Raw genomic sequence first — 24,297 nt, 5'->3', positions numbered from 1 at the left:
ATGCGTGTGTGGTTTTTGAGTGCTGGCCTGGCCTTGATGTGCATGGCCCAGAACGCAGCGGCGGGTACAGTCCTGATCGTTGGCGATAGTATCAGCGCCGGTTTCGGACTGGATACCCGCTCGGGGTGGGTGTCATTGCTCGAGCAGCGGCTCAAGTCCGAAGGTTTTGACGATAAAGTGATCAACGCCTCCATCAGTGGCGACACCAGTGCCGGAGGCCAGGCGCGGCTGCCGGCGCTGCTTGCAGAGCACAAGCCCGAGCTGGTGATACTCGAACTGGGAGGCAACGATGGCCTGCGCGGAATGCCTCCTGCGCAATTGCAACAAAATCTTGCTTCGATGATCGACAGCTCCCGCCAGACCGGTGCCAAGGTGTTGCTGCTCGGCATGCAGTTACCGCCCAATTACGGCAAGCGTTACACCGATGCCTTCGCTCAGGTCTACGGCAAACTCGCCGAGGAAAAAAAGATCCCGCTGGTGCCGTTTTTCCTCGAGGGCGTGGGCGGACACCCGGAGATGATGCAGGCCGACGGTCTGCACCCGGCAGCCGGGGCCCAGGGCAAGTTGCTGGAAAATGTCTGGCCGACACTGAAACCGCTGCTGTGAGGCTTTTCTAGCGGCAGGCTTTCGGCTAATGTTGCGCCCCCCTAAATGGAGCACCCGATGCCGCGCCCTGCCTGGTCCCTGTTTGCCTACCAACTGATCGAGCCTGATGAGCAGTTGGATCTGTTCGCCTGCCAGGAAGTGCGGGTGCATCTGGTGACCCGTCAACTGGAACTCGGTGGTTCGGTTGACCGGACCCTGTGCGGCAGTCTGTTGCCGGCGCAACCGCGCTGGTCGAGCGTGGACCGCCGGGTGTTCCAGGATCAGCGCCTGTGTTCGCTGTGCCGGGCGATTCTCGAATCGCAGAAGCGCGGGACCTCACCGATCTGGCCTGAGCTGCGTTTCGAGCTCTAGGTTCACAGGTTCGCAGTCAGTAGCGACTCGAACATGAAGAGTGCCGTCTGTCCATCGGCGCATCTCCCCGAATTCCCGGGGCGCGGTGTACAATCGCGCTCCTATACCCTTGTCGATCTGCGAAGGATTTTCCGGATGTTGCCGCGCTTTCCTGCCGTCACCCGCTGCCTGTCTCTTGCCGCCCTGTGTGTGGCCGGTCCCGTTGCCGCATTGGAGTTTCCCCTGCCACCGCCTGGTGAGGACATCATCGGCCAGGTGCAAGTGATCAAGGCCAGGTACGAAGACACCTTTGCCGATCTGGGCACCACTTATGATCTGGGTTATTCGGAAATGGTCGCGGCCAACCCGGGTGTCGATGCGTGGTTGCCGGGCGCCGGTACCGAGGTGATCCTGCCGACCCGTTTCATCCTGCCGCCGGGCCCGCGCGAAGGCATCGTGATCAACCTGGCCGAATACCGTCTCTACTACTTCCCGAAAGGCAAGAACGTGGTGTACACCTTCCCGCTGGGTATCGGTCGTGAAGGCTGGGGTTCACCGATCGCCCACACCACGATCACCGCCAAGACGCCGAATCCGACCTGGACGCCGCCAGCCTCGATCAAGGCCGAGCACGCCGCCGATGGCGATCCGTTGCCCAACGTTGTGCCTGCCGGTCCGGACAATCCGCTGGGGCCGTTCAAGTTCACACTGGGCACGCCGGGCTACCTGATCCACGGCTCGAACAAGAAGTTCGGCATCGGCATGCGAACAAGCCACGGCTGCTTCCGCATGTTCAACAACAACGTGCTGGAGATGGCCAGCATGGTGCCGGTGGGGACTTCGGTGCGGATCATCAACGATGCGTACAAGTTCGGTCGCAGCGGCGGCAAGGTCTATCTGGAGGCGCACACGCCGATCGACGACAAGGGCAACCCGTCGGTGGTCGACAAGCACACCGCAGTGATCAACGCGATGCTCAAGCGTGATGACATCACCAACAACCTGCGCATGAACTGGGATGTGGTGCGTGATGTGGTGGCGGCGGAAGACGGCTTGCCTACCGAGATCGGCAGCCCGAATACCTCCGCACCTGTCGCGTCGAGCGCACCGTTCGACCTGCAACAGTAAGCCCGGGAACAGAACCCGCCGATGCTTGCGCGTCGGCGGGTTTTTTATTGCATGAAGAAAATTTCAGGCAAAAAAAAAGCCGACCCGAAAAACGGGTCGGCTTGATAACAATCCCGAAGGATTATTACTTGCGGCTGGCTTTGTCCAGCATACGCAGAGCACGCTCGTTTGCTTCGTCAGCAGTCTGCTGTGCTTTTTGAGCAGCAGCCAGAGCTTCATCAGCTTTACGGTATGCTTCGTCTGCACGAGCTTGAGCGCGAGCAGCTGCGTCTTCAGTAGCGGTCAGACGTGCTTCGGTTTCTTTCGATGCGCTGCTGCAACCGGTAGCCAGAACTGCGGCCAGAGCCAGAGCAGAGAATTTCAGAACGTTGTTCATCGTGTTCCCCTTCAAGGACTTTCAATTAAGTGGCTGTCTCCTCCGATTGAGGAAATAGCCGGCGTACATACTACCCATTACTTGTAGTAAGTAAACTGACGTAAGGCAAGAAGCAAAAAAAATTGTAGGCGTTGATTCTTTTTCGAGCAACTTTTGGCGCAGCTGTATAAAAAATATTCAACTGTAAGGTCCGACGTGAGCGAGTTATTGAGAAAAAGTTCCCGTTGCCTGGTGCTCTTTCGCCCATCTTGGCGAGTGCCCGTCTATATGGATTCGTCTACACTTTCGTTCCGGTTTTGTGTGACAGTTCACCTATCTTTGTCCATGTTCAGGTGACTTTAAAACTGGCGGTACGTCTTAAGTCTCAACATCCGGCGATGTTCAACCTTTCGACGCGGGAGGAGCTTCTCCCGAACCGCTCGTGAATCCACCGGAACTGCCCCGTCAATCAGCCTGATGACGAGTGTGCCTTGAGCATTTTCGCCATTGGTGCCTACTATTTGATACGTGCTCGGGTTGCGCGAGATCGGTGCGGTTCTTCTCGGTGTCCATCAGGCACGGGGTGGCGTAGATGTTCCTTCGCCGGGAAAACATCGGTAAGGTAGGGGTCAGATTCGAGACCCGCGAGGAGTAGTGATGAGCGAGGCGTTGTCCATCCACCATGACCAGGCTGGTCATCAGTTCGAGACCAATGTGGACGGTCATCGTGCCTACCTGACCTATATGGATCTGGGGAAACAGACTCTGGATATCTACCGCACCTTCGTGCCCAATGCGCTGCGTGGCCGAGGCATCGCGGCAGCCCTGACCGAGCGGGCACTTCAATACGCCGATGAAATGGGCTACACGGTCATCCCCTCCTGCTCCTATGTGGAGCGCTACATGGAGCGTCATCAGCGGCGCACCGCCAAGATCTGATTGATTTCGCAACACACAAAAAACGCCGGGCAATGCCCGGCGTTTTTTTTACGCCCGCGAAACCGTGATCAGCTGCGCTGACGTTTCGGCAGAACATCCTTGAGCTTGGCGTGCATGCTGCGCAAGGTGTTTTCGGTGGCCGACCAGTCGATGCAGGCATCGGTGATCGAAACGCCGTATTGCAGATCGGCGAGGTCTTTCGGGATCGCCTGGCAGCCCCAGTTCAGGTGGCTCTCGACCATCAAACCGATGATCGACTGATTGCCTTCGAGGATCTGGTTGGCGACGTTTTCCATCACCAGCGGTTGCAACGCAGGATCCTTGTTGGAGTTGGCGTGGCTGCAATCGACCATGATGTTCGGCTTGATCTTCGCCTTGTTCAGCGCCTGCTCGCACAGGGCGACGCTGACCGAGTCATAGTTCGGCTTGCCGTTGCCGCCGCGCAATACCACGTGGCCGTAGGCGTTGCCTTTGGTGGTGACGATAGACACGCCACCTTCCTGGTTGATACCCAGGAAACGGTGTGGGCTGGAAACCGACTGCAAGGCGTTGATCGCTACGGTCAGGCCGCCGTCGGTGCCGTTCTTGAAACCGACCGCCGAGGACAGGCCGGAAGCCATTTCGCGGTGGGTCTGGGATTCGGTGGTGCGGGCGCCGATGGCCGACCAGCTGATCAGGTCCTGCAGATATTGCGGGGAGATCGGATCGAGGGCTTCGGTGGCGGTGGGCAGGCCTTTCTCGGCCAGGTCCAGCAACAACTGGCGACCGATGTGCAGACCGTCCTGGATCTTGAACGAGTCGTCCAGGTACGGGTCGTTGATCAGGCCTTTCCAGCCGACCGTGGTGCGCGGTTTTTCGAAATACACGCGCATGACCAGGTACAGGGTGTCCGAGACTTCCGCCGCCAGTGCTTTCAGGCGGTCGGCGTACTCGTGAGCGGCCTTGATGTCGTGAATCGAGCAGGGCCCGATGACCACGAACAGGCGGTGGTCGGTGCCATCGAGAATGTTGCGGATGACTTCGCGACCCTTGGTGACGGTGCGCAGGGCAGCGTCGCTCAGAGGGATATCACGCTTGAGCTGATCGGGAGTGATCAGGGTCTCGTTGGAGGCGACGTTTAGGTCGTTGATCGGTAAATCAGCCATCGTTTACTCGTCAGGTCACGGATGCCGGCCGCCAGCGATCCCCGCGCGGCGGAGCACAGCAGATTTGAGCGCGTCGGGGAGCCGAACCTTAGCGCGTCGGGCGCCTGTCGACAATGGGCAAGTAACTGTTCAGTCCAGCACGGGTTGTGCAAAAGCCTTGCGGACGGTGTCGTGGGAGAACTCGTCGGCGTGCTGTTCGACCCATTGCAGCGCCAGCGCCTGAATGTCCTGAAGATCGTCATGGGCGTCGTTGAGGCGGCAGTAGCGCTCGATCTGGCATACCTGCTCACCCATTCTTGCACTGAACAGGGACTGTTCGTCGGTGAAGGCGATGCCCACCAGATACCCTTTCTTGCGCCGCAGGCACCAGGCCACATACCCCGGGTAACAGATATCGGCATTGAGGGTCGGCATGCGTACCTGCAGCGCAGTGCCGTGGCGCCAGGCACGGTGATAATTGCAAGCGATGCCGCCGAGGCTGATAGTGTGCAGCTGTTGCCGCGAAATGCACTCAGGTTTGAGCAACGTCAATTCGACGGGCACATCATCCGGATGAGGAATAAACCGTCCCATGAGCACAGACTCCCTGTGTCGGCCATCTGACATTGTTTCCCCCAGTATAGTGCTCGAATCGGATCTGACCGATTTCGACGCCGACCAACGGCTGCTGGCGATGAGCGGCGTTTCGCTGGTGATCTTCACCAGTGTCGGTTGCGCCAGTTGCCGTTATGCCCGCGAAGTCTTGCCCGGACTGGATCTGGCAATCGATCGTGTGTGCTGGATCGACGCAGGCAACAACGGCGGTCTGGTGGAGCGTTATCAGGTCTTTCATTTGCCGGCGCTGTTCGTGGTGCGCGACGGCGAGTTCTTTGGGGCAGTACACACGCGCCTGAATGCCACTGATCTGAATGCAGCGGTGGCTCAAGCGCTGGGTCGAATTGCAGAGGAGTTGCCGTGATGGGAGCAGCGAATAAACCGGTGGTGGGGATTATCGGCACCGGTGCAATCGGAGGGTTTTACGGCTTGATGCTGGCGCGGGCCGGGTTTGATGTGCACTTTTTGCTGCGCAGCGAATTTTCTGCGGTCGCCGAGCGGGGCTTGCAGGTGAACAGCGCGGTGCATGGCGCATTGACGCTGAACCCGGTGCAAGCGTATTCGTCCGCTGAGGACATGCCATCCTGCGACTGGTTGCTGGTCGGCGCCAAGACCACCAGTAATGCGGGGCTTGCGCCATCGATCAGTCAGGCGGCGAAATCCGGTGCCAGAGTGCTGGTGTTGCAGAATGGTCTGGATGTCGAAGACAGTTTGCGCGCGTTGCTGCCCGAGTCCCTGCATTTGCTGGGCGGGTTGTGCCTGATTTGCGTTCATCGCGACGGCCCGGGGCAGATCACCCATCAGGCGCTCGGTGCAGTCAACGTCGGTTATCACAGCGGTCCTGCAGCCGATGAATCGGCGCGCATGGCAATCGTCGAAGAGGGCGTCGGCCTGTTCCGCACCGCCGGTATCGACTCTCAGGCCATGCCGAACCTGCATCAGGCGCGGTGGCAAAAACTGGTCTGGAACATTCCTTACAACGGTCTTTCGGTGCTGCTCGGGGCGAGCACGACACCGCTGATGACCGACGCTGACAGCCGCTCATTGATCCAGGCGCTGATGGCCGAAGTGGTGCAGGGTGCCAAGGCCTGCGGGCATGACATGCCGCCCGGTTACGCCGAATACCTGTTCAGGATGACCGAGAAGATGCCTGACTATTGGCCGAGCATGTATCACGATTTTCTGCACAAGCGACCGCTGGAGCTGGACGCCATCTACGCTCGACCTTTAGCGGCGGCAAAAGCGGCAGGCTGTGAACTGCCGCGTATCGAGGCGCTGTATCGCACGTTAGGCTTCATCGACCGGCGTAACACCTGAGTCGATTCGTTGAGGGAATTGGGGGAAAGACATGGCCAAGAACATCGATGACAAACTGGTGCTGGCGATTTCGTCCCGTGCCCTGTTCGATCTGAGCGAGAGTCACAAGGTCTACCTGTCTAGTGGCGTTGAGGCCTATCGGCAATATCAGATCGAACACGAAGATGAAGTCCTGGCGCCGGGCGATGCCTTTCCGCTGGTGGAGAAACTCCTGAAACTCAACGCTCACCTCGGCCGTGCCAGGGTCGAGGTGATTCTGGTGTCGCGCAACAGTGCCGACACCGGTCTGCGGGTGTTCAACTCGATCGATCATTACGGCCTGGCTATTTCCCGAGCGGCGTTTGTCGGCGGGCGCAGTCCCTATCCGTATCTCAAGGCGTTCGGCTGCGACCTGTTTCTTTCCACCCATGCCGAAGACGTACGCTCGGCGCTGGACAACGGTTTCGCAGCGGCCACCATTCTTTCCGGTGGCGCCAGCCGTGCAGCCAGCGATGAATTACGCATCGCGTTCGACGGCGACGCGGTGCTGTTTTCCGACGAATCGGAGCGGGTCTATCAGTCCGGTGGCCTGGAAGCCTTTCAGGCCAAAGAGCGGGAATCCGCTCGCGAGCCGTTGCGCGGCGGACCGTTCAAAGGCTTCCTGGCGGCGCTCAATCTGTTGCAGCGTGAGTTCCCTGACGACGCATGCCCGATCCGTACCGCTCTGGTCACGGCGCGTTCGGCACCGGCCCACGAGCGGGTGATCCGCACCTTGCGCGAGTGGGACATCCGGCTCGACGAATCGCTGTTTCTGGGCGGTCTGACCAAATCCGCCTTCCTCGAAGCCTTTGCCGCCGATGTGTTCTTCGACGATCAGGCCGGCCACTGCGAACTGGCTCGGGAAGTGGTCGCCACCGGCCATGTCCCCCATGGCATCAGCAACGAACCGGCGGTCTGAAGCCCTCGTGCTTCAAGACATTGCGCTGACCGTCGCACTCCTCACGGCACTGCTAAGCTGAATCAAATCTCCGCCATGTTGGCTTGCAAGGAGGTCATATGATTCGTTCGATGCTGTATGCCACTGACCTCGGTCTGTACGCACCGTTAGTGATGCAGCATGCCCTGGCGATGGCTCGAACGTTCGGTGCCGACTTGCATGTGGTGCACGCGGTGGAGCCCTTGGGGCTGTTCGCCGAATCGGTATTGCAGAGTTATCTCGACGAGCAGTCGTTGAACGAGTTTCAACGTCAGGGGCTGCAGACCGTAATCGCCAATATCGAGCAGCGGGTGCTGGACAGCTTTCGCGAAGAACTGGGGGACGAGGGCGAGCAGGATCTGCAAAGGATTTGTTCGGTGCGGGTGCTGCAGGGCGATCCGTCGCAGGTGATTCTGGACCAGGTCCAGAAACTCTCCGTCGATTTGCTGATCGTAGGAAGTCACAGCCACGGGGTCGGGGCGGAAACACCCTTGGGGCGCACGGCGACCCGTCTGCTGCAATTGTCCAAGGTGCCGGTTTACATGGTGCCGCTGGTGGAACGTCGGCGGCGGGGGGATCGCTGAAGCAGGAATAATGGCCTTTTGATAAAAAAGTTCTAGATTTATTCTCCAAACCATTAATATAGTTATATACCGTCGCTGATGCCCGTGGCGTCTACCTGCTTTGAGGGATACATATGAAGCTTCAACAATTGCGCTACATCTGGGAAGTGGCGCACCACGACCTCAACGTTTCCGCTACAGCCCAAAGCCTTTACACCTCGCAACCGGGCATCAGTAAACAGATCCGCCTGCTGGAAGACGAACTGGGCGTCGAAGTGTTCGCCCGCAGCGGCAAGCACCTGACCCGCGTCACCCCGGCCGGCGAGCGCATTATCACCACCGCCGGCGAAATCCTGCGCAAGGTCGAAAGCATCAAGCAGATTGCCCAGGAATTCTCCAACGAGAAGAAAGGTACCCTGTCGATCGCCACCACCCACACCCAGGCGCGTTATGCACTGCCGCCGGTCATCAGCAATTTCATCAAGCAATACCCGGATGTGGCGTTGCATATGCATCAGGGTTCGCCGATGCAGATCGCTGAAATGGCCGCTGATGGCACCGTGGATTTCGCCATCGCCACCGAAGCGCTGGAGCTGTTCGGCGATCTGGTGATGATGCCGTGCTACCGCTGGAACCGCTGCGTGGTGGTGCCTCAGGGCCACCCGCTCACCCGATTGCCGAAGTTGACCCTCGAAGCGCTGGCCGAATACCCGATCGTGACTTACGTGTTCGGTTTCACCGGCCGTTCGAAACTCGACGAAGCCTTCAGCCATCGCGGCCTGACACCGAAAGTGGTGTTCACCGCTGCCGACGCTGACGTGATCAAGACCTATGTGCGCCTAGGGCTTGGTGTGGGCATCGTGGCCAAAATGGCCGTCGATACCAAACTCGACAACGACCTGGTGGTGCTCGATGCCAGCGAACTGTTCGAATCCAGCGTGACCAAGATCGGTTTCCGTCGCGGTACCTTCCTGCGCGGCTTCATGTGCGACTTCATCGAGAAATTTGCACCGCACTTGACTCGTGAAGTGATGGCCAAGGCCATTCAGTGCCACAACAAGCAGGAGCTGGAAGAACTGTTCGAAGGCGTCGAACTGCCCGTCCACTGAGTTCCTCTCTACAGCACCTCGGTGACAGCGAACTGTTGCCGGGTGCCCGCCACCAGAACCTCCACCTCATCACCCTCGGCCTTGCCCAGCAGGCTTTGGCCCAGCGGCGAACGCGGGGTGATGACGGTGATCGGCTGACCCACCACGTCGACTTTCAGGCCCGCCGCATCCGGCGCCAGAAACAGCCATTGTTCGCGGCCGTTTTCGTCTTCCAGGCCGAGCAGGGCGCCAAGCTCGATACCGCGTCGTTCGTCATACGCCCGCAGTGTCAGGTTCTGGCACCGCGCCAGTGACTGGCGGATTTCCTCGACCCGCTTTGCTTGTCCGGCTGCCAGATAAGATGCCTCGAGCCCGAGGGTGTCGTACTTGTTCTCCGCAATGTTCTCTTCGTGAGTCGCGGTTTCGTATGCCGTCAACGCGGCGCGTTCGGCGATCTCGAGGTCGGCGCGCAGCTTGTCGATAATCAGTTGGTGGACCGTGTGCTTGTTCATGATCAATCGCAGAATTGCAGGACGTTGGCGCGGCTCTTTTCGCTCGGTGCGGTCTGATCCTGCTGAAGCCAGAACTGGCACTTCGGGTTCGACTGGTTGCGTGTATTGCTGCGGGCCTGATCCAGTCGATTCTGCTGTTCGTTCTTGCGCAGGTTTTCTTCGTATTGTTCGAACAGGCGGTTTTGCGGCTCCGCCTCTGGCTGCGGCTGGGCGACAGCCGCAGGCTTGCTCAGTTGTTGCACTGCATCGGCCACCGGTTGCAATTGACGGCTGAACAGCATCGAAGCGAGCCAGCATGTCAGCGCAATGGCCAGGAAACCCAGCCACAGGCCCAGGGCAATGCTGCCGGTCAATTGCAGCGGACTAAGCTGAACGGACAACGGGCGACGAGGAGTGGGGCGGTAGGGCATGGCTGCCTCCTGGCGGATGATTGCGGGCGAATGCGATTGTCGCACGAAGATTAATTGCCGTCGGCTCTTCTGTACCCGGACATTTATGCGGACAATCGTCGCTTTTGCCAACGGGAGTCTTGAATGCCGCAACCGAAAACCCGCTGGGACATCTTCTGCACCGTGGTCGATAACTACGGCGACATCGGGGTGACCTGGCGCCTGGCCCGGCAACTGGTGGCCGAGCATGCGCTGACGGTGCGGCTTTGGGTCGATGATCTGCGAGCGTTCGAACGGTTGTGTCCCGAACTCGACATCCATCTCGATACGCAGTGGCAGCAAGGCGTCGAGGTTCGGCACTGGCCTGCTGAATGGCCGGAAACGGACGCCGCCGACGTGGTGATCGCTGCGTTTGCCTGTCAGTTGCCGACGCGATACATGGATGCCATGGCTGAGCGCCAACAGCGTCCGTTGTGGTTGAACCTCGACTATCTCAGCGCCGAAGACTGGGTCGTCGGATGTCACCGTCTACCCTCGGTGAAATACAAGTCGGTGCAGCGCTATTTCTTTTTTCCCGGGTTTCAACCGGATACGGGCGGATTGCTGCGCGAGCGAAATCTGATCGAGCAGCGTCAGGCATTTCAACGTGATCGGGCGTCGCAGCGGCAATTCCTGCAAGGGCTGGGGATTGCGCCTGCATCCGACGCGCTTTTGATTTCATTGTTCGCCTACGAGAACCCGGGCCTGGCCAGTTGGCTGGATGTGTTGGCTGCCGATGTGTCACCCACTCATCTGTTAGTGCCGGAAGGGCGCATTGTCGGTGATGTTGCCCGTTGGCTGGAGGTGGAGTCGCTGAAAGCGGGGGACCTGCAGATTCGCGGGGCGCTCACCGTACAGGTCGTTCCGTTCATCCATCAGGATCAATACGATCGCCTGTTGTGGTGCTGCGATTTCAACGCTGTACGTGGCGAGGACTCTTTCGTTCGGGCGCAATGGGCGGGGCGACCGATGCTGTGGCACATCTACCAGCAGGATGAGGACATCCACATGGACAAGCTCGATGCCTTCCTGGCCCTGTATACGCGAGCCCTTTCACCCGCAGCGGCCGATGCGACGAGCGGTTTCTGGCGTGCATGGTGCAGCGGCCAGCCGGTCGGGCAGCACTGGCTCGCGGTTCGTGAGCACTGGTCACAGTTGCAGTCACACGCCGAAGCATGGTCTCTGGAACAAGCCTTGCAAGCCGATCTTGCGACGGCGCTGGTACATTTTTACCGAAATTGGCTATGATACGCGGCCTAGATTTTTGTACATCCCATCCAAATTCGGATATTCGCAATGAAAACTGGTAAAGAACTCAAACCTGGTACCGTGCTGCGTATCGACAACGATCCTTGGCTGGTTCAGAAAACTGAATTCACCAAGTCGGGTCGCAACAGCGCGATCATGAAGACCAAGCTGAAGAACCTGCTGACCGGTTACAAGACTGAAACCGTTTACTTTGCAGACGACAAACTGGACGACGTGATCCTCGACCGCAAGGAAGTGACCCTGTCCTTCATCAGCGGTGACGCCTACACGTTCATGGACACCACCGACTACACCATGTACGAACTGAACGCCGAAGACATCGAAGCCGTTCTGCCGTACATCGAAGAAGGCATGCAGGACGTTTGCGCCCTGACCATGTACGAAGAGAAAGTGGTATCGGTAGAACTGCCGACCACCATCAGCCGTCAGGTTGTCTACACCGAGAACGCTGCTCGCGGCGATACCTCCGGTAAAGTCATGAAGCCTGCCAAGCTGGCGAACGGTACTGAAGTCCAGGTTGCCGACTTCATCGAAATCGACGAGTGGATCGATATCGACACCCGCGACGGTTCTTTCAAGAGCCGCAGCAAGAAGTAATTCTTCTGCCGAGTTGCATAAAAAAACCCGACCTGTGTGTCGGGTTTTTTTATGCCTGCAATTTTTGCTCTCGGGCTACTTACACGGTTACGTGCAGGCGTACATCGACATTGCCACGGGTGGCGTTGGAGTACGGGCAGACCTGGTGAGCCGCGTCGACCAGACTTTGCGCGTCAGCCTGTTCCAGGCCCGGCAGGCTGATGTGCAGGTCGATGTCCAGACCGAAACCGCCAGGAATCTGGCCGATACCGACGTGAGCGGTGATCGAGGCGTCGTCCGGGATTTTGCGTTTGGTCTGGCTGGCGACGAATTTCAGGGCGCCGATGAAACAGGCCGAATAACCGGCGGCGAACAGTTGCTCAGGGTTGGTGGCCGCGCCACCGGCACCGCCGAGTTCTTTCGGGGTAGCGAGTTTCACGTCGAGTACGTTGTCGCTGGAGATCGCACGACCGTCACGGCCGCCAGTGGAGGTTGCGATTGCGGTGTAGAGAGTTTGCATGGAGTGATCCTCGTCGATGTGTGATTTGTTGCGCTAATTGTTTGTGCGCTAACCAGGTGCGAAGTAAATGTACTTCGCTAATATTTAGTGCGCAAGATAAATTTTTTAAGAAGCATGGAACCGAGACGTGGATCAGCTCGGGATGAAAACTCAAGCTTTTGATATGAAAGGTTTTTTTTGATGGAAGAACGAGAGAAAAAAATTTTCGGGGGAGGAGTAAAGGCAGAGAAAAATGCGATTTCCCTGCAGGTGCGAGACTGCTCCTGCAGGGAAGGGGACGCTTAAATCAGGCTGTCCTGCAGATGACCACGCAAGGCCTGCAACTCGGCTTGCAGGTTTTGCAGACGCTCCACGGTGAATCCGCTGGCTCCCAGAATGCAGGGCGGAACACTTCGGGCCTTGTCCTTCAAGGCGCGTCCCTGTGCCGTCAGCTCGACGATCACCACCCGTTCATCCTCGCGACTGCGGGTCCGGCTCAGCAAGCCTTCACCTTCCAGACGCTTGAGCAGGGGTGTCAGGGAACCTGGATCCGTCAGCAGGCGCGTGCTGATTTCTCCGACGGTCAGACCATCCTTCTCCCACAGCACCATCATTGCCAGATATTGCGGATAAGTCAGCCCAAGCGCTTGCAGCAGTGGCTTGTAGACCTTGGTCATCATCAGCGAGGTGGAATGCAGGGCGAAGCAGGCCTGATTGTCGAGCAGCAGTTCTTCGCAGTGATCGGTGGTGTTGCGATCGGTGGTCATGTCGGTGCCTTGAACGATAATGCAGTTGAATCTAGCGCTCGAATCTTTAATGCGCCAGACAATTGTGACGGTGACGGCTCGATCATTGTCGGCCCAGCTCCCGTTGCAGCGCCAGATCCCACGGCGGCACCGGGCTGAAGCGGCTCTTGAGATACTCCAGCAGCAGGCGGCTGCGGGAACTGGCCTGCTGTTCCAGGCGCAGCGCATAGATGCCGCTGCTCTCCGGTTTCGGCAGGCCGTTTTCGCAGAACAGCGGCAGCAACTCGCCACGCACCAGGTATTCACTGGCCAGCCAGGTCGGCAGATGCGCGATCCCGAGTCCCGCGAGCGCACCGCAGACCAGCGCCTCGGCGTTATTGGCACTCATGCGGATCCGCGCCGGACGGTGCAGCTGCATCTGACCGTTCCGTTCGAACCGCCAGGCGAAGGGTGGAGCGAGGCCGTCCCAATCGAGGCCGTCATGTTCGCCCAACTGAGCGGGCTCGCCCGGCACGCCGCGACGCTTGAGATAGTCTGGACTGGCACAGGCGATGCGCACCATGCTCGCCAACGGGGTGGCGACCAGTCGGGTATCGGCCATTTGCCCGGCACGCAGCACCAGATCGACCTTGCCCAGGTTCGAGCCGCCCATGTCGACGAAGCTGTCGATCAGATGCAACTGCACATCGAGTCCCGGATACAGGACCAGAAAATCGGCAATCACCGGCGCAAGATGCCGTCGCCCGAACGCTGCCGGAGCATCTACTCGAATCAGACCTTCAGGCGCGCTGCTCAGGGACACCGCTTCAGCGCGGGCCAGTTGCAGCTCGGCAACGATTCGCCGCGCCCGCTCGGCAAATGCCAGACCGGCCGGTGTTGCTCGCACTGCATGGGTGCTGCGGATAAACAACTGGCTGCCGACAGCGCTTTCCAGACTATCGATGCGCCGGGCGACAGCGGAAGGCGTCAGCGGGTGTCGGCGTGAAGCGGCAGAAAAGCTGCCGCTCTCAAGCACGTCGAGAAACAATCCGAGCTGTTCGGTCAATTGATTGGGGTTCATGAATCAATCCAGTGCTTATGCGGATTTGGCACAGCCATTGTGCGTTGCTGTGCGTTTCCGTGCCAGCGCCGACTGCGTAGGATGAACCGCCTGACGTATGAGGAGTCCGGCTGTGATCGAGTTTTTGCTGTACCTGTTGTTCGGCGCTGCCCTTGGCACCCTGGGCGGGATATTCGGCATTGGCGGTGGTTTGATCGCCATTCCGTTATTGGGCGTGTGGTTCGGTCTCGATCAACAGATTGCCCAAGGCACGGCGCTGGTGATGGTCGTGCCTAACGTGATGCTGGCGCTGTGGCGTTATCACCAGCGAAACCGCATCGAACTCCGACATGCTTTGCCGCTGGCGGTCATGGGGTTCTGTTTTGCGTGGATCGGCTCGATCTGGGCCGTGGGTATCGACGCGCAAACCATGCGCATCGGTTTTGTCGCGTTCCTCGTGGCGTTGTCCGCCTACAACCTGGTGCGCATGTTCGGTACGGGCCCTTCAGCGAGTTCCGAAATGCGTTATTCATGGCCGTGGCTGGGTGTACTGGGCGCGGCGTCGGGCGCCATGGGCGGCTTGTTCGGTGTCGGCGGGGCGGTGGTGGCGACGCCAGTGCTGACCAGTCTGTTCGGCACCACTCAGGTGGTTGCTCAGGGACTGTCGCTGGCGCTGGCATTGCCGAGCACCGGTGTGACGCTGGTCACGTACGCGGTGCATCACGAAGTGGACTGGATGATCGGCCTGCCGTTGGCTATCGGTGGTCTGGCCAGCATCAGTTGGGGCGTGAAGGTTGCCCACGCAATGCCGGAAAAGCTCCTGCGTGGACTGTTCTGCGGGTTCCTGGTGCTCTGCGCGGTGATGCTCGCCCTTAAAGTTTGAAGCCTTCGACGATGTGCTCGGCCAGGCACTCGGTGATCGGCGACGGGTTGTTCAGGTTGCGGATCAGCATGATGCTGGCCTCGGGCAACAGCGGCAGATCCTCGGCCGCGCCGAGAATGCGCATGTCCGGCGTGATCAGGCTTTCCAGTTGCGCGGTGATCGCAAGGCCCGCGCTCACCACTGCCATCAACGCCGACAGGCTGGTGCTGTTGTAGGCGATGCGGTATTCGCGGCCCATGGCATCCAGCGCATTGCAGGCCCACAGACGACAGAAGCAATCGCTGTTGAACATCGCCAGCGGCAACGGCGTCTGCTCGTGGGCGCTGAAGTTCTGCGCCTCGGCCCACACGAAACGCTCCTTGCGCAGCAACTGGCCGATTTCGTTGCCCGGCTCGCGAGTGACGATCGACAGATCCAGGTCGGTGCGTTGCAGCAATTGGCGGGTGGATTCGCAATGCACTTCGATCTGGATCAGCGGATAGAACTGGGCGAAGCGCGAGAGAATTCCCGGCAGAAACCGCATCACGTAATCGTCCGGCGTGCCGATGCGCACAGTGCCGACCATGTGCGGCTCGCGCAGGGTGTTGAACACTTCGCTGTGCAGTTTCAGGATGCGCCGCGCATAACCGAGCAACACCTGGCCTTCGGCAGTGAGGCGTATCTGACGCCCGTCGCGCTCGAACAATTGGCGCTGCAGCACGTCCTCTTCCAGACGCTTCATCTGCATGCTCACTGCCGACTGCGTGCGATTGACCATTTCACCGGCGCGGGTGAACCCGCCCTGATCGGCAATGGCGACGAAGGTACGCAGGACATCGGTATCGATACTGGGGTAGGCCGACAATTGATGAATCTCCGTGATGCATGCCATCAGAAACATTCGTTGGATTGATCGTAGCGCCGGCGCGAGACTTGAGCCATCCCAAAAAGGAGGCAACACGATGAAAGGTCAAAGAGAGTATGCAGGTGAAGAAAAATTTTCCGGCCATATCGTTTCCGATCTGTTGCACAAGTTCAGCCGCTGGTACGAACTGCATCGCGAACGTGAACTGCTCGCCAGTCTGAGCGACGAAGCGTTGAAGGACATCGGGGTCAGCCGCGCCGATGTCGAACACGAAGCGGTGCGGCCGTTCTGGGACGATCCGATGCATAAATGATGGGGCGAACGCTACACAAATCCCTTTCAGGTGAGGTAGGTTGCGAGCAGACATGGAGGTACACATGCCCGCGACATTGTCCTTTTCCCTTAAACAGGCTCGACGTCTGGCACTGGCTGCCCAAGGGTTCAACGGGCGCCAGCCGCCGGTCGTCAAGACGACACACCTCAACCGGCTGATCGAACGCCTCGGCCTGTTGCAGATCGATTCCGTCAACGCTGTGGTGCGCTCGCACTACCTCCCGCTGTTTTCCCGTCTCGGTTCCTATTCTGCTGATTTGCTCGACCAGGCTGCCTGGAGCTCGGGTCGGCGCCGCTCTCTGTTCGAATACTGGGGGCATGAGGCGTCTCTGCTGCCACTGTCGATGTATCCGTTGATGGGCTGGCGGATGCAGCGGGCCAGACGCGGTGAAGACATCTATCAGCAACTGGCGCGATTCGGCCGTGAGCAACAGGACACCATTCGCCGGGTACTGACGTCGGTCGAGGAGCAGGGCGCACTGGGCGCCGGCAGCTTGTCGACCCGCAAGGAAAAAGCCGGACCATGGTGGGACTGGAGCGCGGAAAAGCATGCACTGGAATGGCTGTTCGCTGCCGGCGAAGTCACTGTGGCCGGGCGCCGTGGTTTCGAGCGGTTGTACGATTTGCCGGAGCGGGTGATTCCGGCTTCCGTGTTGCAGCAATCGTTGCCCGATGAGGCCGAGGCGCAGCGCGGTTTATTGCTGCATGCGGCCGAGGCGTTGGGCGTGGCGACGGAAAAAGACCTGCGCGATTACTTCCGTCTGAACCCTTCCGATGCCCGTCCGCGTCTGGCTGAACTGGTCGAAGCCGGGCAGTTGCTGACCTGCGAAGTCGCAGGCTGGCGCCAGATCGCCTACTGCCTGCCCGAGCCGAAAATACCGCGAAAAGTTGAAGCCAGTGCGCTGTTGTCGCCGTTCGACTCACTGATCTGGGAGCGCAACCGCACCGAGCGGCTGTTCGATTTCCGTTACCGACTGGAGATCTATACGCCGCAGGACAAACGCGTTTATGGCTATTACGTGCTGCCCTTTCTGCACAAAGAACGAATAGCGGCGCGGATCGATCTGCGCGCCGAGCGGGCGGCGGGGCGGTTGGCGGTGCATGCGGTGCATGAGGAGGAGTCGGGGCTGGACGAGGCGGGAATGCTGGCCTTGGCGTTGAATCTGCGGCGGATGGCAGATTGGCTGGGGCTTGAGCAGGTGCAACTCAATTGTCAGCGCGAAAGTGCAGGACGGCTCCGAATGGCTATGATCCAGATCCGCTGCGATTGAACCGGTCTCATCGCTGGCAAGCCAGCTCCCACAGTGACCGAGTCGTTCACAAGTCAAATGTACGACAGCAATCCTGTGGGAGCCGGGCTTGCCCGCGATGGGGACCGGTCAAACACTGAGGGTTTTGGGCGTTAGCGTCGAACCTGCTTCAGCGTCTCGGCAATCAGGAACGCCAGCTCCAGTGACTGATCGGCGTTCATCCGCGGGTCGCAATGGGTGTGATAGCGATCCGAAAGACCATCCTCGGTGATCGGTCGTGCGCCACCGATGCATTCGGTGACGTTCTGCCCGGTCATCTCGATGTGAATGCCGCCGGCGTAGCTGCCTTCCGCTTCGTGAACCTGGAAGAACTGCTTCACCTCGCCGAGGATCTGCGCGAAGTCGCGGGTCTTGTAACCGCTGCTGGCCTTGATGGTGTTGCCGTGCATCGGGTCGGAACTCCACAGCACCTGCTTGCCTTCACGCTGCACCGCGCGGATCAGCGCCGGCAGGTGATCGCCGACCTTGTTCGCGCCCATGCGCGCAATCAAGTTCAAACGGCCCGGATCGTTGTCCGGGTTGAGTACGTCGATCAGGCTGATCAGGTCGTCGGGGTTCATGCTCGGGCCGACTTTCACCCCGATCGGGTTGTTCACCCCGCGCAGGAATTCGACGTGGGCGCCGTCGAGCTGACGGGTGCGGTCGCCGATCCACAGCATGTGCGCCGAACAATCGTAATAATCGTTGGTCAGGCTGTCGCGGCGCACGAAGGCTTCTTCGTAGTTCAGCAGCAACGCTTCGTGGGCGGTGAAGAAACTGGTCTCGCGCAGTTGCGGCGAGCTGTCCATGCCACAGGCGCGCATGAAGGCCAGGGTTTCATCGATGCGGTCGGCGAGGTGGCTGTACTTCTCCGCCAGGGCCGAGTTGGCGATGAAATCGAGGTTCCACTTGTGCACCTGATGCAGATCGGCAAAACCGCCCTGGGCAAAGGCACGCAGCAGGTTGAGGGTCGCGGTGGACTGATGATAGGACTGCAGCAGGCGCTCCGGGTCCGGTACACGACTGGCTGCGTCGAAGCCAATGCCATTGACGATGTCGCCCCGGTAGGCCGGCAGGGTCACGCCATCGATGGTTTCATCGTTGGCCGAACGCGGCTTGGCGAACTGGCCGGCCATGCGCCCGACCTTGACTACCGGGCAGCCGGCGGCGAAGGTCATGACGATTGCCATTTGCAGCAACACTTTAAAGGTGTCGCGGATTTTCGCGGCAGAGAACTCGGCGAAGCTTTCCGCGCAATCGCCGCCCTGCAGCAGGAACGCCCGGCCCTGGGTGACTTCGGCAAACTGACGGCGCAGCTCGCGCGCTTCGCCGGCAAACACCAGCGGCGGATAGCTGGCCAGTGTCTGTTCGACCTGGCGCAGGTGCGCGGCGTCGGGATATCGGGGTTGTTGCTGGATCGGCAAGGCACGCCAGCTGTCAGGACTCCAGGGTTGGCTCATCACGGTCTCTAAGGTTCTTCGCACGGACGGCCATGTTAGCAGCAATTAGTGCGTGACCTGTTCCCGCCGCATCGCGGACAATCGCCGCTTTGCTACGGTGCCGTTGCGGTAATGATCTGGAGACGAAATGACTGAGGAGCGCGTCGAGCGGTTGCTCGCCGAGGTACAGGATGAGTTCGGCGTGATTCGCGTGCTGGAAGTGGCCGATTACCGCTTTCTGGAGTTCGGTGATGCTATCGAGCAAAGCTGCGTATTCACCGCCGATCCGAGCTGGCTGGAGTACGACTATACCCGGGCGATGCTGATCGGCGCGTTGTGCCATGAGCAACCGGAGAGCGCGCTGTTTCTCGGGCTGGGCGCCGGCACGCTGACCCAGGCCTGTCTCAGGTTTCTGCCGCTGGAAGATGTCGAGGCCATCGAGTTGCGTCCGGATGTGCCGCGGCTGGCGATCGAATACCTCGGGCTGGACGACGATCCGCGGTTGTATATCCGTGTCGGTGATGCAATCGAACTGCTGCCGACGGCCGAACCGGCGGATCTGATCTTCGTCGACCTGTACACCGATGTCGGTCCGGGCGCCGCGCATCTTGCGTGGAATTTCCTCGGTGACTGTCAGAAACGTCTGAATCCCGGTGGCTGGCTGGTGATCAACCAATGGGCCACCGATGACGGCAAGCCGTTGGGGGCAGCACTGTTGCGCGGGCTCTATCACCGACACTATTGGGAGCTGCCGGTGAAGGAGGGCAACGTGATTCTGATCGTGCCGGCGGACCTCGAGCAGTCGCTGGACCTGCAGGCGCTCACCACCCGGGCTGAAGCGCTCGCACCGAAACTGGGTTACTCGTTGCAGTCGTTGATCAACTGCATTCGTCCGGCGACCTGATCTTCACAGGCCTTTGAAAACCCCCGGTCTGCGCTCCACCAGCGAGCGCACACCTTCCTTGGCATCCTCGGTTGCCAGCAGCTTCCTGACCAGTGGCGGCAAGCTTCGCGCCGCCGCAGTCTCGCCTTCATACCGCGCCTGACGCGCCGACATCAGTGTCGCCTGCACGCCCAATGGCGCCTGTCGGGCTATCCGTTCGGCCAGTTCGATGGCGCGCGGCAGCAAGTCCTCGCTGGCCATGACCTCCTGCACCAGGCCCAGGCGCAGCGCATCATGGGCGTCGAACTCATCGCCTGTCAGCAGCCAGCGCATGGCGTTGCCCCAGCCGGCCACCTGATGAAAACGCAACGTGGCTCCGCCGAACGGAAAGATGCCGCGCTGTACTTCCATCTGGGCGAACCGGGTATTGCTGGCGCACAGGTTGATGTCGGCTGCGAGCATCAGCTCGATGCCGATGGTCAGGCAATAACCCTGCGCGGCGACGATCACTGGTTTGCTGACCCGCGGTCCGACGAATACACCCCAGGGATCGCAACCGCCGGTCGGCACTTGCCAGCCTTGGGCGAGGGCGGAACTGGCGTTGACCAGGTCGAGCCCGGCGGTGAAATGCTCGCCATGGCCGAACACCACCGCCACTCGCGCATCGCTGTCGGCTTCGAATTCGCCGTAGGCCAGGGCCAGCTCATTGAGCAGGTCGAGGTCGAAGGCATTGCGTTTGGCTGCTCGGTCCAGACCGATCAAATGCACGTGACCATGGCGCTCGCGGCTGACGCGGCCGGGACAGGGCTGATTCATGAGTGTTTCCTCGGACGGGAAGAATGGGTGCAGCGACCACATGCCGCACATCGGTGAATCGTTTAAGCGCCATCGCCCGCAAGACCGGGCCTTAGAAAAATAGACCTGCGCACGATTATCCGCAAAACCCCGTTACACAGCGGTGACAACTGTTCTGCGTGGATAAAAAAAGCTCCCTTTTTGGGCAAATTCCGGTATAGTGCGCGCCGGCCTTTAACCGGGCCGCGTTTAGGTAGCGCAATTCCCCGAAGTCAGCTTCGGCTGCACGTCCGCACTGCGGGCTCTTCCTTGACGATTCTTTTCCATCCATTCGTTTTCGCAAATCCCCGCCGACAAAGCTGCCAGGGCGACTCTTGAGTCTCAACACGGCATGTGCAGCTTTGGAGCATGGGTCTTTGCGGATGCACTTAGAGGCAGACCCATGACCCAGGAAATCGGCGGCTTCGCCGCTCTTGAACTTCATCCCAATATTGTCGCTGCAGTAGTCGCTACCGGCTATGAAGAGCCTTCGGCCATTCAGCAGCAGTCGATCCCGATCATCCTCGCCGGTCACGATATGATTGGCCAGGCGCAAACCGGTACCGGTAAAACCGCTGCCTTTGCCCTGCCTATCCTGCACCGCATCGATCCGTCCAAGCGCGAGCCGCAAGCTCTGATCCTGGCCCCAACTCGTGAGTTGGCGCTGCAAGTTGCAACCGCTTTCGAAACCTACGCCAAGCAAATGCCGGGCGTGACTGTTGTGGCTGTCTACGGCGGCGCGCCGATGGGCCCACAACTGAAAGCAATCCGTAATGGCGCACAGATCGTTGTCGCCACTCCGGGTCGTCTGTGCGACCACCTGCGTCGCGACGAAAAAGTCCTCGCCACCGTGAACCACCTGGTTCTCGATGAAGCGGACGAAATGCTCAAACTGGGCTTCATGGACGACCTCGAAGTCATCTTCAAGGCCATGCCGGAAACCCGTCAGACCGTACTGTTCTCGGCCACCTTGCCGCAGTCGATCCGTGCGATCGCCGAGCGTCACCTCAAGGATCCGAAACACGTCAAGATCCAGAGCAAGACCCAGACCGTCACCGCGATCGAACAGGCTCACCTGTTGGTTCACGCCGACCAGAAGACTTCTGCCGTTCTCAGCTTGCTGGAAGTGGAAGATTTCGACGCTCTGATCATGTTCGTGCGCACCAAGCAAGCGACCCTGGATCTGGCCAGCGCCCTCGACGCCAAAGGCTACAAGGCCGCCGCGTTGAACGGCGACATCGCCCAGAACCAGCGTGAGCGCGTGATCGACTCGCTCAAGGATGGCCGTCTGGACATCGTTGTGGCGACCGACGTTGCCGCCCGTGGTCTGGACGTACCGCGCATCACTCACGTATTCAACGTGGACATGCCGTACGATCCGGAATCCTACGTGCACCGTATCGGCCGTACCGGCCGTGCCGGTCGCGAAGGTCGCGCGCTGCTGCTGGTGACACCGCGTGAACGCCGCATGCTGCAGGTGATCGAACGTGTCACCGGTCAGAAAGTGGCCGAAGTGCGTCTGCCGGACGCCCAGGCCGTTCTCGATGCCCGCATCAAGAAGCTGACCAACAGCCTGTCGCCGCTGGTGGCTGACGCCGAATCGACTCACGGTGATCTGCTCGATCGCCTGACCGCCGATATCGGTTGCACCCCGCGTGCCCTGGCTGCCGCTCTGCTGCGCAAGGCCACCAACGGTCAGGCGCTGAACCTGGCAGCGATCGAGAAGGAGCGTCCGCTGGTGCCTGCACCGCGTGGCGACCGTCCTGATCGTGGCGAGCGTCCGGATCGCGGTGACCGCGAGCGCCGTGCGCCGATGCCGCTGGGTGAAGGCCGTGCCCGTTGCCGTACCGCGCTGGGCGCGCGTGACGGTATCGCGGCGAAAAACCTGCTGGGTGCCATCCTCAACGAAGGTGGTCTGGCACGTGAAGCCATCGGTCGCATCCAGGTGCGTGACAGCTTCAGCCTCGTCGAGCTTCCGGAAGAGGGCCTGGATAAACTCCTGGCCAAGCTGAAGGACACTCGCGTTGCCGGCAAGCAATTGAAGCTGCGTCGCTACCGCGAAGATTGATCCGCCCTTGGGCTGATTGATCGAAACAAAAAAATCCCCGACTGGTTCGGGGATTTTTTATGCCTGCGATTTCAGGTGCGAGTGCATCAGCCGAACCGGTAAATGTCCATGCCCAGCGCACCCATGGTGAATCCCTGGTGCGCAATGCTGAACTCACCGCCGGCGCCGCGAGCGAAGTACAACGGTAACAGGTGCTCATCGCTCGGATGACTGCGGACGGCGTTCGGCGCTCGCTGACGGTAATCATGCAAGGCGACTTCGTCATCGGCTGCAAGCCTGGCGATCATCCAGTCGCGGAAGTCCCGGGCCCATGGCTCGACGCTTTCCGGACCTGCGTGCCAGTCCAGTTCACGCAGGTTATGGGTAATGCTGCCGGATCCGATCAGGAGAATGCCTTGTTCGCGCAGGCCGGCCAACGCCTGGCCCACGCGGGTCTGCAACGTCGGGCCGCCACGGCTGGGCAGGGAAACTTGCAACACCGGGATATCGGCCTGCGGGTACATCAGCGACAGCGGCACCCACACGCCATGGTCAAAGGGTCGTTGCGGGTCGAGGCGTGCCGGCAGGTTGTTGGCGGTCAACAGGTCGGCGACCTCTTGGGCCAGTTGCGGATTGCCCGGGGCGGGATACTGCACTTCAAACAGTGCACGAGGGAAACCGCCGAAATCATGCCAGGTTTCCGGTTGCGGATGGCTGCTGACCAACAGTTCCTGGCTTTCCCAGTGAGCGGAAACGACGACGATGGCTCTCGGGCGTGGCATTTCGGCAGCCAGACGCGCCAGGGCCGGACCACTGGCGCCGGGCTCCAGAGCCAGCATGGGCGAGCCGTGAGAGATGAACAGGCTGGGAAACATGAAAGGATTCCTGAGCGTTAAGATGGCTCATCTTCAGTCAGATCATTGATCTGATTCCAATATAAGTTTTAACGCTTTTTGATCGAGTTTTTGGGAGTAAGCATGCAGCCGGAGTTTTGGTACAAGAAATGGGAAACGAACCAGATCGGCTTTCATCAGCCTGAAGTGAATCCATACTTGCAGCGGCATTGGGCTGATCTGGCCATTGCGGCGCAGGCACGGGTACTGGTGCCGTTGTGCGGCAAAAGCCTGGATCTGTTGTGGCTGGCCGGTCAGGGGTATCGGGTTCTCGGTGTCGAGTTGTCCGAAAAGGCCGTCGAGGATTTCTTCCGCGAGCAGGCATTACAGCCGCAAATCAGCGAGGAGGGCGGGTTCAGGATCTATCGGGCCGGAAGTATCGAGTTGTGGTGCGGGGATTTCTTTGCCTTGTCCGCGAGCGACGTGGTTGATTGCACGGCGCTGTATGACCGGGCTGCACTGATCGCCCTGCCGTGGCCGATGCGCGAGCGTTATGCGACACATTTGCTCGAAATCCTGCCGGCGGGCCTGCGTGGTTTGCTGATCACGCTGGATTACGATCAGGCGCAGATGTCCGGTCCGCCATTTGCAGTGACAGATGCCGAGGTGCAGCGGCTTTTCGGTAATGATTGGGCGGTGCAGGCACTGGAAGAACAGGACGTATTGAACGAAAGCGGGAAGTTCCTGCAAGCGGGCGTCACGCGGTTGCAGGAGCGTGTGTATCGGCTGGCTGGCCGGTAACAGGCATGAAAAAGGCCCGCAT

The 24,297-nt window shown here is 59.9% G+C and carries 28 protein-coding genes and 1 pseudogene; 17 read left to right on the top strand and 12 right to left on the bottom strand.

Features of this window, described 5'->3' with window-relative positions; genetic code table 11:
* The 3 genes from BBF94_RS00565 to BBF94_RS00555 all read left to right on the top strand — a co-directional run bounded on the left by BBF94_RS00565 (position 1) and on the right by BBF94_RS00555 (position 2,064).
* Positions 1 to 606 carry an arylesterase gene (locus BBF94_RS00565; RefSeq protein ID WP_065257113.1) on the top strand — a complete coding sequence of 202 codons (606 nt, stop codon included), beginning with the start codon at positions 1 to 3 and terminating at the stop codon, positions 604 to 606.
* Between the two features lie 57 nt (positions 607 to 663).
* Positions 664 to 957 carry a hypothetical protein gene (locus BBF94_RS00560; protein ID WP_065257112.1) on the top strand — a complete coding sequence of 98 codons (294 nt, stop codon included), beginning with the start codon at positions 664 to 666 and terminating at the stop codon, positions 955 to 957.
* A gap of 135 nt (positions 958 to 1,092) precedes the next feature.
* The gene (locus BBF94_RS00555; RefSeq protein WP_065257111.1) at positions 1,093 to 2,064 is read left to right on the top strand and encodes a L,D-transpeptidase family protein; all 972 of its coding nucleotides are present in this window, start codon (positions 1,093 to 1,095) and stop codon (positions 2,062 to 2,064) included.
* 124 nt (positions 2,065 to 2,188) lie between these two features.
* Here the strand turns inward: BBF94_RS00555 and oprI are convergent, their stop codons facing one another.
* Entirely contained in the window at positions 2,189 to 2,440 is a 252-nt protein-coding gene (oprI, locus tag BBF94_RS00550; protein ID WP_025113130.1) for an outer membrane lipoprotei OprI, read from the bottom strand.
* Positions 2,441 to 3,076: 636 nt separating this feature from the next.
* Between oprI and BBF94_RS00545 the strand changes: the two genes are divergently transcribed.
* A complete protein-coding gene (locus BBF94_RS00545; protein ID WP_007955658.1) occupies positions 3,077 to 3,358 on the top strand; it encodes a GNAT family N-acetyltransferase in 282 nt (93 codons plus the stop codon).
* 68 nt (positions 3,359 to 3,426) lie between these two features.
* Here the strand turns inward: BBF94_RS00545 and BBF94_RS00540 are convergent, their stop codons facing one another.
* Together BBF94_RS00540 and BBF94_RS00535 are read right to left on the bottom strand one after the other, a co-directional pair.
* The gene (locus tag BBF94_RS00540; RefSeq protein WP_065257110.1) at positions 3,427 to 4,503 is read right to left on the bottom strand and encodes a 3-deoxy-7-phosphoheptulonate synthase; all 1,077 of its coding nucleotides are present in this window, start codon (positions 4,501 to 4,503) and stop codon (positions 3,427 to 3,429) included.
* A 129-nt stretch (positions 4,504 to 4,632) separates the two neighbouring features.
* Positions 4,633 to 5,076: a PilZ domain-containing protein gene (locus tag BBF94_RS00535; protein ID WP_065257109.1), complete on the bottom strand. Its 444-nt coding sequence runs from the start codon at positions 5,074 to 5,076 to the stop codon at positions 4,633 to 4,635.
* On the opposite strand from BBF94_RS00535, the gene BBF94_RS00530 reads away from it, so the two are divergent.
* The 5 genes from BBF94_RS00530 to cysB all read left to right on the top strand — a co-directional run bounded on the left by BBF94_RS00530 (position 5,075) and on the right by cysB (position 9,041).
* A complete protein-coding gene (locus BBF94_RS00530; RefSeq protein WP_065257108.1) occupies positions 5,075 to 5,461 on the top strand; it encodes a thioredoxin family protein in 387 nt (128 codons plus the stop codon). The two genes, BBF94_RS00535 and BBF94_RS00530, sit on opposite strands and share 2 nt — an antisense overlap.
* Positions 5,461 to 6,414 carry a putative 2-dehydropantoate 2-reductase gene (locus BBF94_RS00525; RefSeq protein ID WP_065257107.1) on the top strand — a complete coding sequence of 318 codons (954 nt, stop codon included), beginning with the start codon at positions 5,461 to 5,463 and terminating at the stop codon, positions 6,412 to 6,414. The genes BBF94_RS00530 and BBF94_RS00525 overlap by 1 nt, the downstream gene beginning before the upstream one ends.
* Positions 6,415 to 6,445: 31 nt before the next feature.
* On the top strand, positions 6,446 to 7,351 hold the full coding sequence (locus BBF94_RS00520) for a 5'-nucleotidase (protein WP_065257106.1): 906 nt from the start codon (positions 6,446 to 6,448) through the stop codon (positions 7,349 to 7,351).
* A 98-nt stretch (positions 7,352 to 7,449) separates the two neighbouring features.
* A complete protein-coding gene (locus BBF94_RS00515) occupies positions 7,450 to 7,953 on the top strand; it encodes a universal stress protein (RefSeq protein ID WP_065257105.1) in 504 nt (167 codons plus the stop codon).
* Positions 7,954 to 8,066: 113 nt separating this feature from the next.
* Positions 8,067 to 9,041 carry an HTH-type transcriptional regulator CysB gene (cysB, locus tag BBF94_RS00510; RefSeq protein ID WP_065257104.1) on the top strand — a complete coding sequence of 325 codons (975 nt, stop codon included), beginning with the start codon at positions 8,067 to 8,069 and terminating at the stop codon, positions 9,039 to 9,041.
* 8 nt (positions 9,042 to 9,049) lie between these two features.
* Here cysB and BBF94_RS00505 read toward each other — a convergent pair whose 3' ends face one another.
* Both BBF94_RS00505 and BBF94_RS00500 read right to left on the bottom strand, forming a co-directional pair.
* Positions 9,050 to 9,532 carry a GreA/GreB family elongation factor gene (locus BBF94_RS00505; RefSeq protein ID WP_065257103.1) on the bottom strand — a complete coding sequence of 161 codons (483 nt, stop codon included), beginning with the start codon at positions 9,530 to 9,532 and terminating at the stop codon, positions 9,050 to 9,052.
* 2 nt (positions 9,533 to 9,534) lie between these two features.
* Entirely contained in the window at positions 9,535 to 9,942 is a 408-nt protein-coding gene (locus BBF94_RS00500; RefSeq protein WP_065257102.1) for a hypothetical protein, read from the bottom strand.
* Positions 9,943 to 10,065: 123 nt separating this feature from the next.
* Here BBF94_RS00500 and earP point away from each other — a divergent pair, with 123 nt between their 5' ends.
* Both earP and efp read left to right on the top strand, forming a co-directional pair.
* A complete protein-coding gene (gene earP, locus BBF94_RS00495; RefSeq protein ID WP_065257101.1) occupies positions 10,066 to 11,208 on the top strand; it encodes an elongation factor P maturation arginine rhamnosyltransferase EarP in 1,143 nt (380 codons plus the stop codon).
* A gap of 48 nt (positions 11,209 to 11,256) precedes the next feature.
* On the top strand, positions 11,257 to 11,826 hold the full coding sequence (efp, locus tag BBF94_RS00490) for an elongation factor P (protein WP_065257100.1): 570 nt from the start codon (positions 11,257 to 11,259) through the stop codon (positions 11,824 to 11,826).
* 79 nt (positions 11,827 to 11,905) lie between these two features.
* Here the strand turns inward: efp and BBF94_RS00485 are convergent, their stop codons facing one another.
* The 3 genes from BBF94_RS00485 to BBF94_RS00475 all read right to left on the bottom strand — a co-directional run bounded on the left by BBF94_RS00485 (position 11,906) and on the right by BBF94_RS00475 (position 14,110).
* Positions 11,906 to 12,325: an organic hydroperoxide resistance protein gene (locus tag BBF94_RS00485; RefSeq protein WP_007940002.1), complete on the bottom strand. Its 420-nt coding sequence runs from the start codon at positions 12,323 to 12,325 to the stop codon at positions 11,906 to 11,908.
* 281 nt (positions 12,326 to 12,606) lie between these two features.
* Positions 12,607 to 13,071, bottom strand: a complete 465-nt coding sequence (locus BBF94_RS00480; protein WP_065257099.1) for a MarR family winged helix-turn-helix transcriptional regulator — start codon at positions 13,069 to 13,071, stop codon at positions 12,607 to 12,609.
* 82 nt (positions 13,072 to 13,153) lie between these two features.
* Positions 13,154 to 14,110 (bottom strand): LysR family transcriptional regulator, encoded by a 957-nt coding sequence (locus BBF94_RS00475; protein WP_065257098.1) that lies wholly within the window; start codon positions 14,108 to 14,110, stop codon positions 13,154 to 13,156.
* A 112-nt stretch (positions 14,111 to 14,222) separates the two neighbouring features.
* Here BBF94_RS00475 and BBF94_RS00470 point away from each other — a divergent pair, with 112 nt between their 5' ends.
* Positions 14,223 to 14,972: a sulfite exporter TauE/SafE family protein gene (locus BBF94_RS00470; protein ID WP_065257097.1), complete on the top strand. Its 750-nt coding sequence runs from the start codon at positions 14,223 to 14,225 to the stop codon at positions 14,970 to 14,972.
* Here the strand turns inward: BBF94_RS00470 and BBF94_RS00465 are convergent.
* Positions 14,962 to 15,816: a LysR substrate-binding domain-containing protein gene (locus BBF94_RS00465; protein WP_176704397.1), complete on the bottom strand. Its 855-nt coding sequence runs from the start codon at positions 15,814 to 15,816 to the stop codon at positions 14,962 to 14,964. The two genes, BBF94_RS00470 and BBF94_RS00465, sit on opposite strands and share 11 nt — an antisense overlap.
* 97 nt (positions 15,817 to 15,913) lie before the next feature.
* On the opposite strand from BBF94_RS00465, the gene BBF94_RS00460 reads away from it, so the two are divergent.
* Entirely contained in the window at positions 15,914 to 16,129 is a 216-nt protein-coding gene (locus BBF94_RS00460; RefSeq protein WP_065257095.1) for a DUF1127 domain-containing protein, read from the top strand.
* 64 nt (positions 16,130 to 16,193) lie between these two features.
* Positions 16,194 to 17,420, top strand: a complete 1,227-nt coding sequence (locus BBF94_RS00455; RefSeq protein ID WP_065257094.1) for a winged helix-turn-helix domain-containing protein — start codon at positions 16,194 to 16,196, stop codon at positions 17,418 to 17,420.
* A gap of 131 nt (positions 17,421 to 17,551) precedes the next feature.
* Here BBF94_RS00455 and BBF94_RS00450 read toward each other — a convergent pair whose 3' ends face one another.
* Complete coding sequence (locus BBF94_RS00450) at positions 17,552 to 18,898, bottom strand: class II 3-deoxy-7-phosphoheptulonate synthase (RefSeq protein ID WP_065257093.1); 1,347 nt, start codon at positions 18,896 to 18,898, stop codon at positions 17,552 to 17,554.
* 127 nt (positions 18,899 to 19,025) lie between these two features.
* On the opposite strand from BBF94_RS00450, the gene BBF94_RS00445 reads away from it, so the two are divergent.
* On the top strand, positions 19,026 to 19,781 hold the full coding sequence (locus BBF94_RS00445; RefSeq protein WP_065257092.1) for a spermidine synthase: 756 nt from the start codon (positions 19,026 to 19,028) through the stop codon (positions 19,779 to 19,781).
* A gap of 3 nt (positions 19,782 to 19,784) precedes the next feature.
* On the opposite strand, the gene BBF94_RS00440 is transcribed toward BBF94_RS00445, so the two are convergent.
* Positions 19,785 to 20,576: a crotonase/enoyl-CoA hydratase family protein gene (locus BBF94_RS00440; protein WP_065257091.1), complete on the bottom strand. Its 792-nt coding sequence runs from the start codon at positions 20,574 to 20,576 to the stop codon at positions 19,785 to 19,787.
* Positions 20,577 to 20,963: 387 nt separating this feature from the next.
* Between BBF94_RS00440 and BBF94_RS00435 the strand changes: the two are divergent.
* Positions 20,964 to 22,662 (top strand): annotated as a pseudogene (locus tag BBF94_RS00435) (DEAD/DEAH box helicase).
* 86 nt (positions 22,663 to 22,748) lie between these two features.
* On the opposite strand, the gene BBF94_RS00430 reads toward BBF94_RS00435, so the two are convergent.
* Positions 22,749 to 23,516: a DODA-type extradiol aromatic ring-opening family dioxygenase gene (locus BBF94_RS00430; RefSeq protein ID WP_065257089.1), complete on the bottom strand. Its 768-nt coding sequence runs from the start codon at positions 23,514 to 23,516 to the stop codon at positions 22,749 to 22,751.
* A gap of 102 nt (positions 23,517 to 23,618) precedes the next feature.
* Here BBF94_RS00430 and BBF94_RS00425 point away from each other — a divergent pair, with 102 nt between their 5' ends.
* On the top strand, positions 23,619 to 24,275 hold the full coding sequence (locus BBF94_RS00425) for a thiopurine S-methyltransferase (protein WP_065257088.1): 657 nt from the start codon (positions 23,619 to 23,621) through the stop codon (positions 24,273 to 24,275).
* Positions 24,276 to 24,297 lie beyond the last annotated feature (22 nt).

This window comes from Pseudomonas bananamidigenes (assembly GCF_001679645.1).
In the GTDB taxonomy this organism is placed as follows: Bacteria; Pseudomonadota; Gammaproteobacteria; order Pseudomonadales; family Pseudomonadaceae; genus Aquipseudomonas; species Aquipseudomonas bananamidigenes.
Note: the sequence above shows the minus strand (reverse complement) of the source record. Positions and strands in the feature narration are given on the sequence as shown.

Coding starts and splice junctions, on each gene's coding strand:
- BBF94_RS00565 (WP_065257113.1), top strand. CDS start 1: ATGCGTGTGTGGTTTTTGAGTGCTGGCCTGGCCTTGATGTGCATGGCC.
- BBF94_RS00560 (WP_065257112.1), top strand. CDS start 664: ATGCCGCGCCCTGCCTGGTCCCTGTTTGCCTACCAACTGATCGAGCCT.
- BBF94_RS00555 (WP_065257111.1), top strand. CDS start 1,093: ATGTTGCCGCGCTTTCCTGCCGTCACCCGCTGCCTGTCTCTTGCCGCC.
- oprI (WP_025113130.1), bottom strand. CDS start 2,440: ATGAACAACGTTCTGAAATTCTCTGCTCTGGCTCTGGCCGCAGTTCTG.
- BBF94_RS00545 (WP_007955658.1), top strand. CDS start 3,077: ATGAGCGAGGCGTTGTCCATCCACCATGACCAGGCTGGTCATCAGTTC.
- BBF94_RS00540 (WP_065257110.1), bottom strand. CDS start 4,503: ATGGCTGATTTACCGATCAACGACCTAAACGTCGCCTCCAACGAGACC.
- BBF94_RS00530 (WP_065257108.1), top strand. CDS start 5,075: ATGAGCACAGACTCCCTGTGTCGGCCATCTGACATTGTTTCCCCCAGT.
- BBF94_RS00535 (WP_065257109.1), bottom strand. CDS start 5,076: ATGGGACGGTTTATTCCTCATCCGGATGATGTGCCCGTCGAATTGACG.
- BBF94_RS00525 (WP_065257107.1), top strand. CDS start 5,461: ATGGGAGCAGCGAATAAACCGGTGGTGGGGATTATCGGCACCGGTGCA.
- BBF94_RS00520 (WP_065257106.1), top strand. CDS start 6,446: ATGGCCAAGAACATCGATGACAAACTGGTGCTGGCGATTTCGTCCCGT.
- BBF94_RS00515 (WP_065257105.1), top strand. CDS start 7,450: ATGATTCGTTCGATGCTGTATGCCACTGACCTCGGTCTGTACGCACCG.
- cysB (WP_065257104.1), top strand. CDS start 8,067: ATGAAGCTTCAACAATTGCGCTACATCTGGGAAGTGGCGCACCACGAC.
- BBF94_RS00505 (WP_065257103.1), bottom strand. CDS start 9,532: ATGAACAAGCACACGGTCCACCAACTGATTATCGACAAGCTGCGCGCC.
- BBF94_RS00500 (WP_065257102.1), bottom strand. CDS start 9,942: ATGCCCTACCGCCCCACTCCTCGTCGCCCGTTGTCCGTTCAGCTTAGT.
- earP (WP_065257101.1), top strand. CDS start 10,066: ATGCCGCAACCGAAAACCCGCTGGGACATCTTCTGCACCGTGGTCGAT.
- efp (WP_065257100.1), top strand. CDS start 11,257: ATGAAAACTGGTAAAGAACTCAAACCTGGTACCGTGCTGCGTATCGAC.
- BBF94_RS00485 (WP_007940002.1), bottom strand. CDS start 12,325: ATGCAAACTCTCTACACCGCAATCGCAACCTCCACTGGCGGCCGTGAC.
- BBF94_RS00480 (WP_065257099.1), bottom strand. CDS start 13,071: ATGACCACCGATCGCAACACCACCGATCACTGCGAAGAACTGCTGCTC.
- BBF94_RS00475 (WP_065257098.1), bottom strand. CDS start 14,110: ATGAACCCCAATCAATTGACCGAACAGCTCGGATTGTTTCTCGACGTG.
- BBF94_RS00460 (WP_065257095.1), top strand. CDS start 15,914: ATGAAAGGTCAAAGAGAGTATGCAGGTGAAGAAAAATTTTCCGGCCAT.
- BBF94_RS00455 (WP_065257094.1), top strand. CDS start 16,194: ATGCCCGCGACATTGTCCTTTTCCCTTAAACAGGCTCGACGTCTGGCA.
- BBF94_RS00450 (WP_065257093.1), bottom strand. CDS start 18,898: ATGAGCCAACCCTGGAGTCCTGACAGCTGGCGTGCCTTGCCGATCCAG.
- BBF94_RS00445 (WP_065257092.1), top strand. CDS start 19,026: ATGACTGAGGAGCGCGTCGAGCGGTTGCTCGCCGAGGTACAGGATGAG.
- BBF94_RS00440 (WP_065257091.1), bottom strand. CDS start 20,576: ATGAATCAGCCCTGTCCCGGCCGCGTCAGCCGCGAGCGCCATGGTCAC.
- BBF94_RS00430 (WP_065257089.1), bottom strand. CDS start 23,516: ATGTTTCCCAGCCTGTTCATCTCTCACGGCTCGCCCATGCTGGCTCTG.
- BBF94_RS00425 (WP_065257088.1), top strand. CDS start 23,619: ATGCAGCCGGAGTTTTGGTACAAGAAATGGGAAACGAACCAGATCGGC.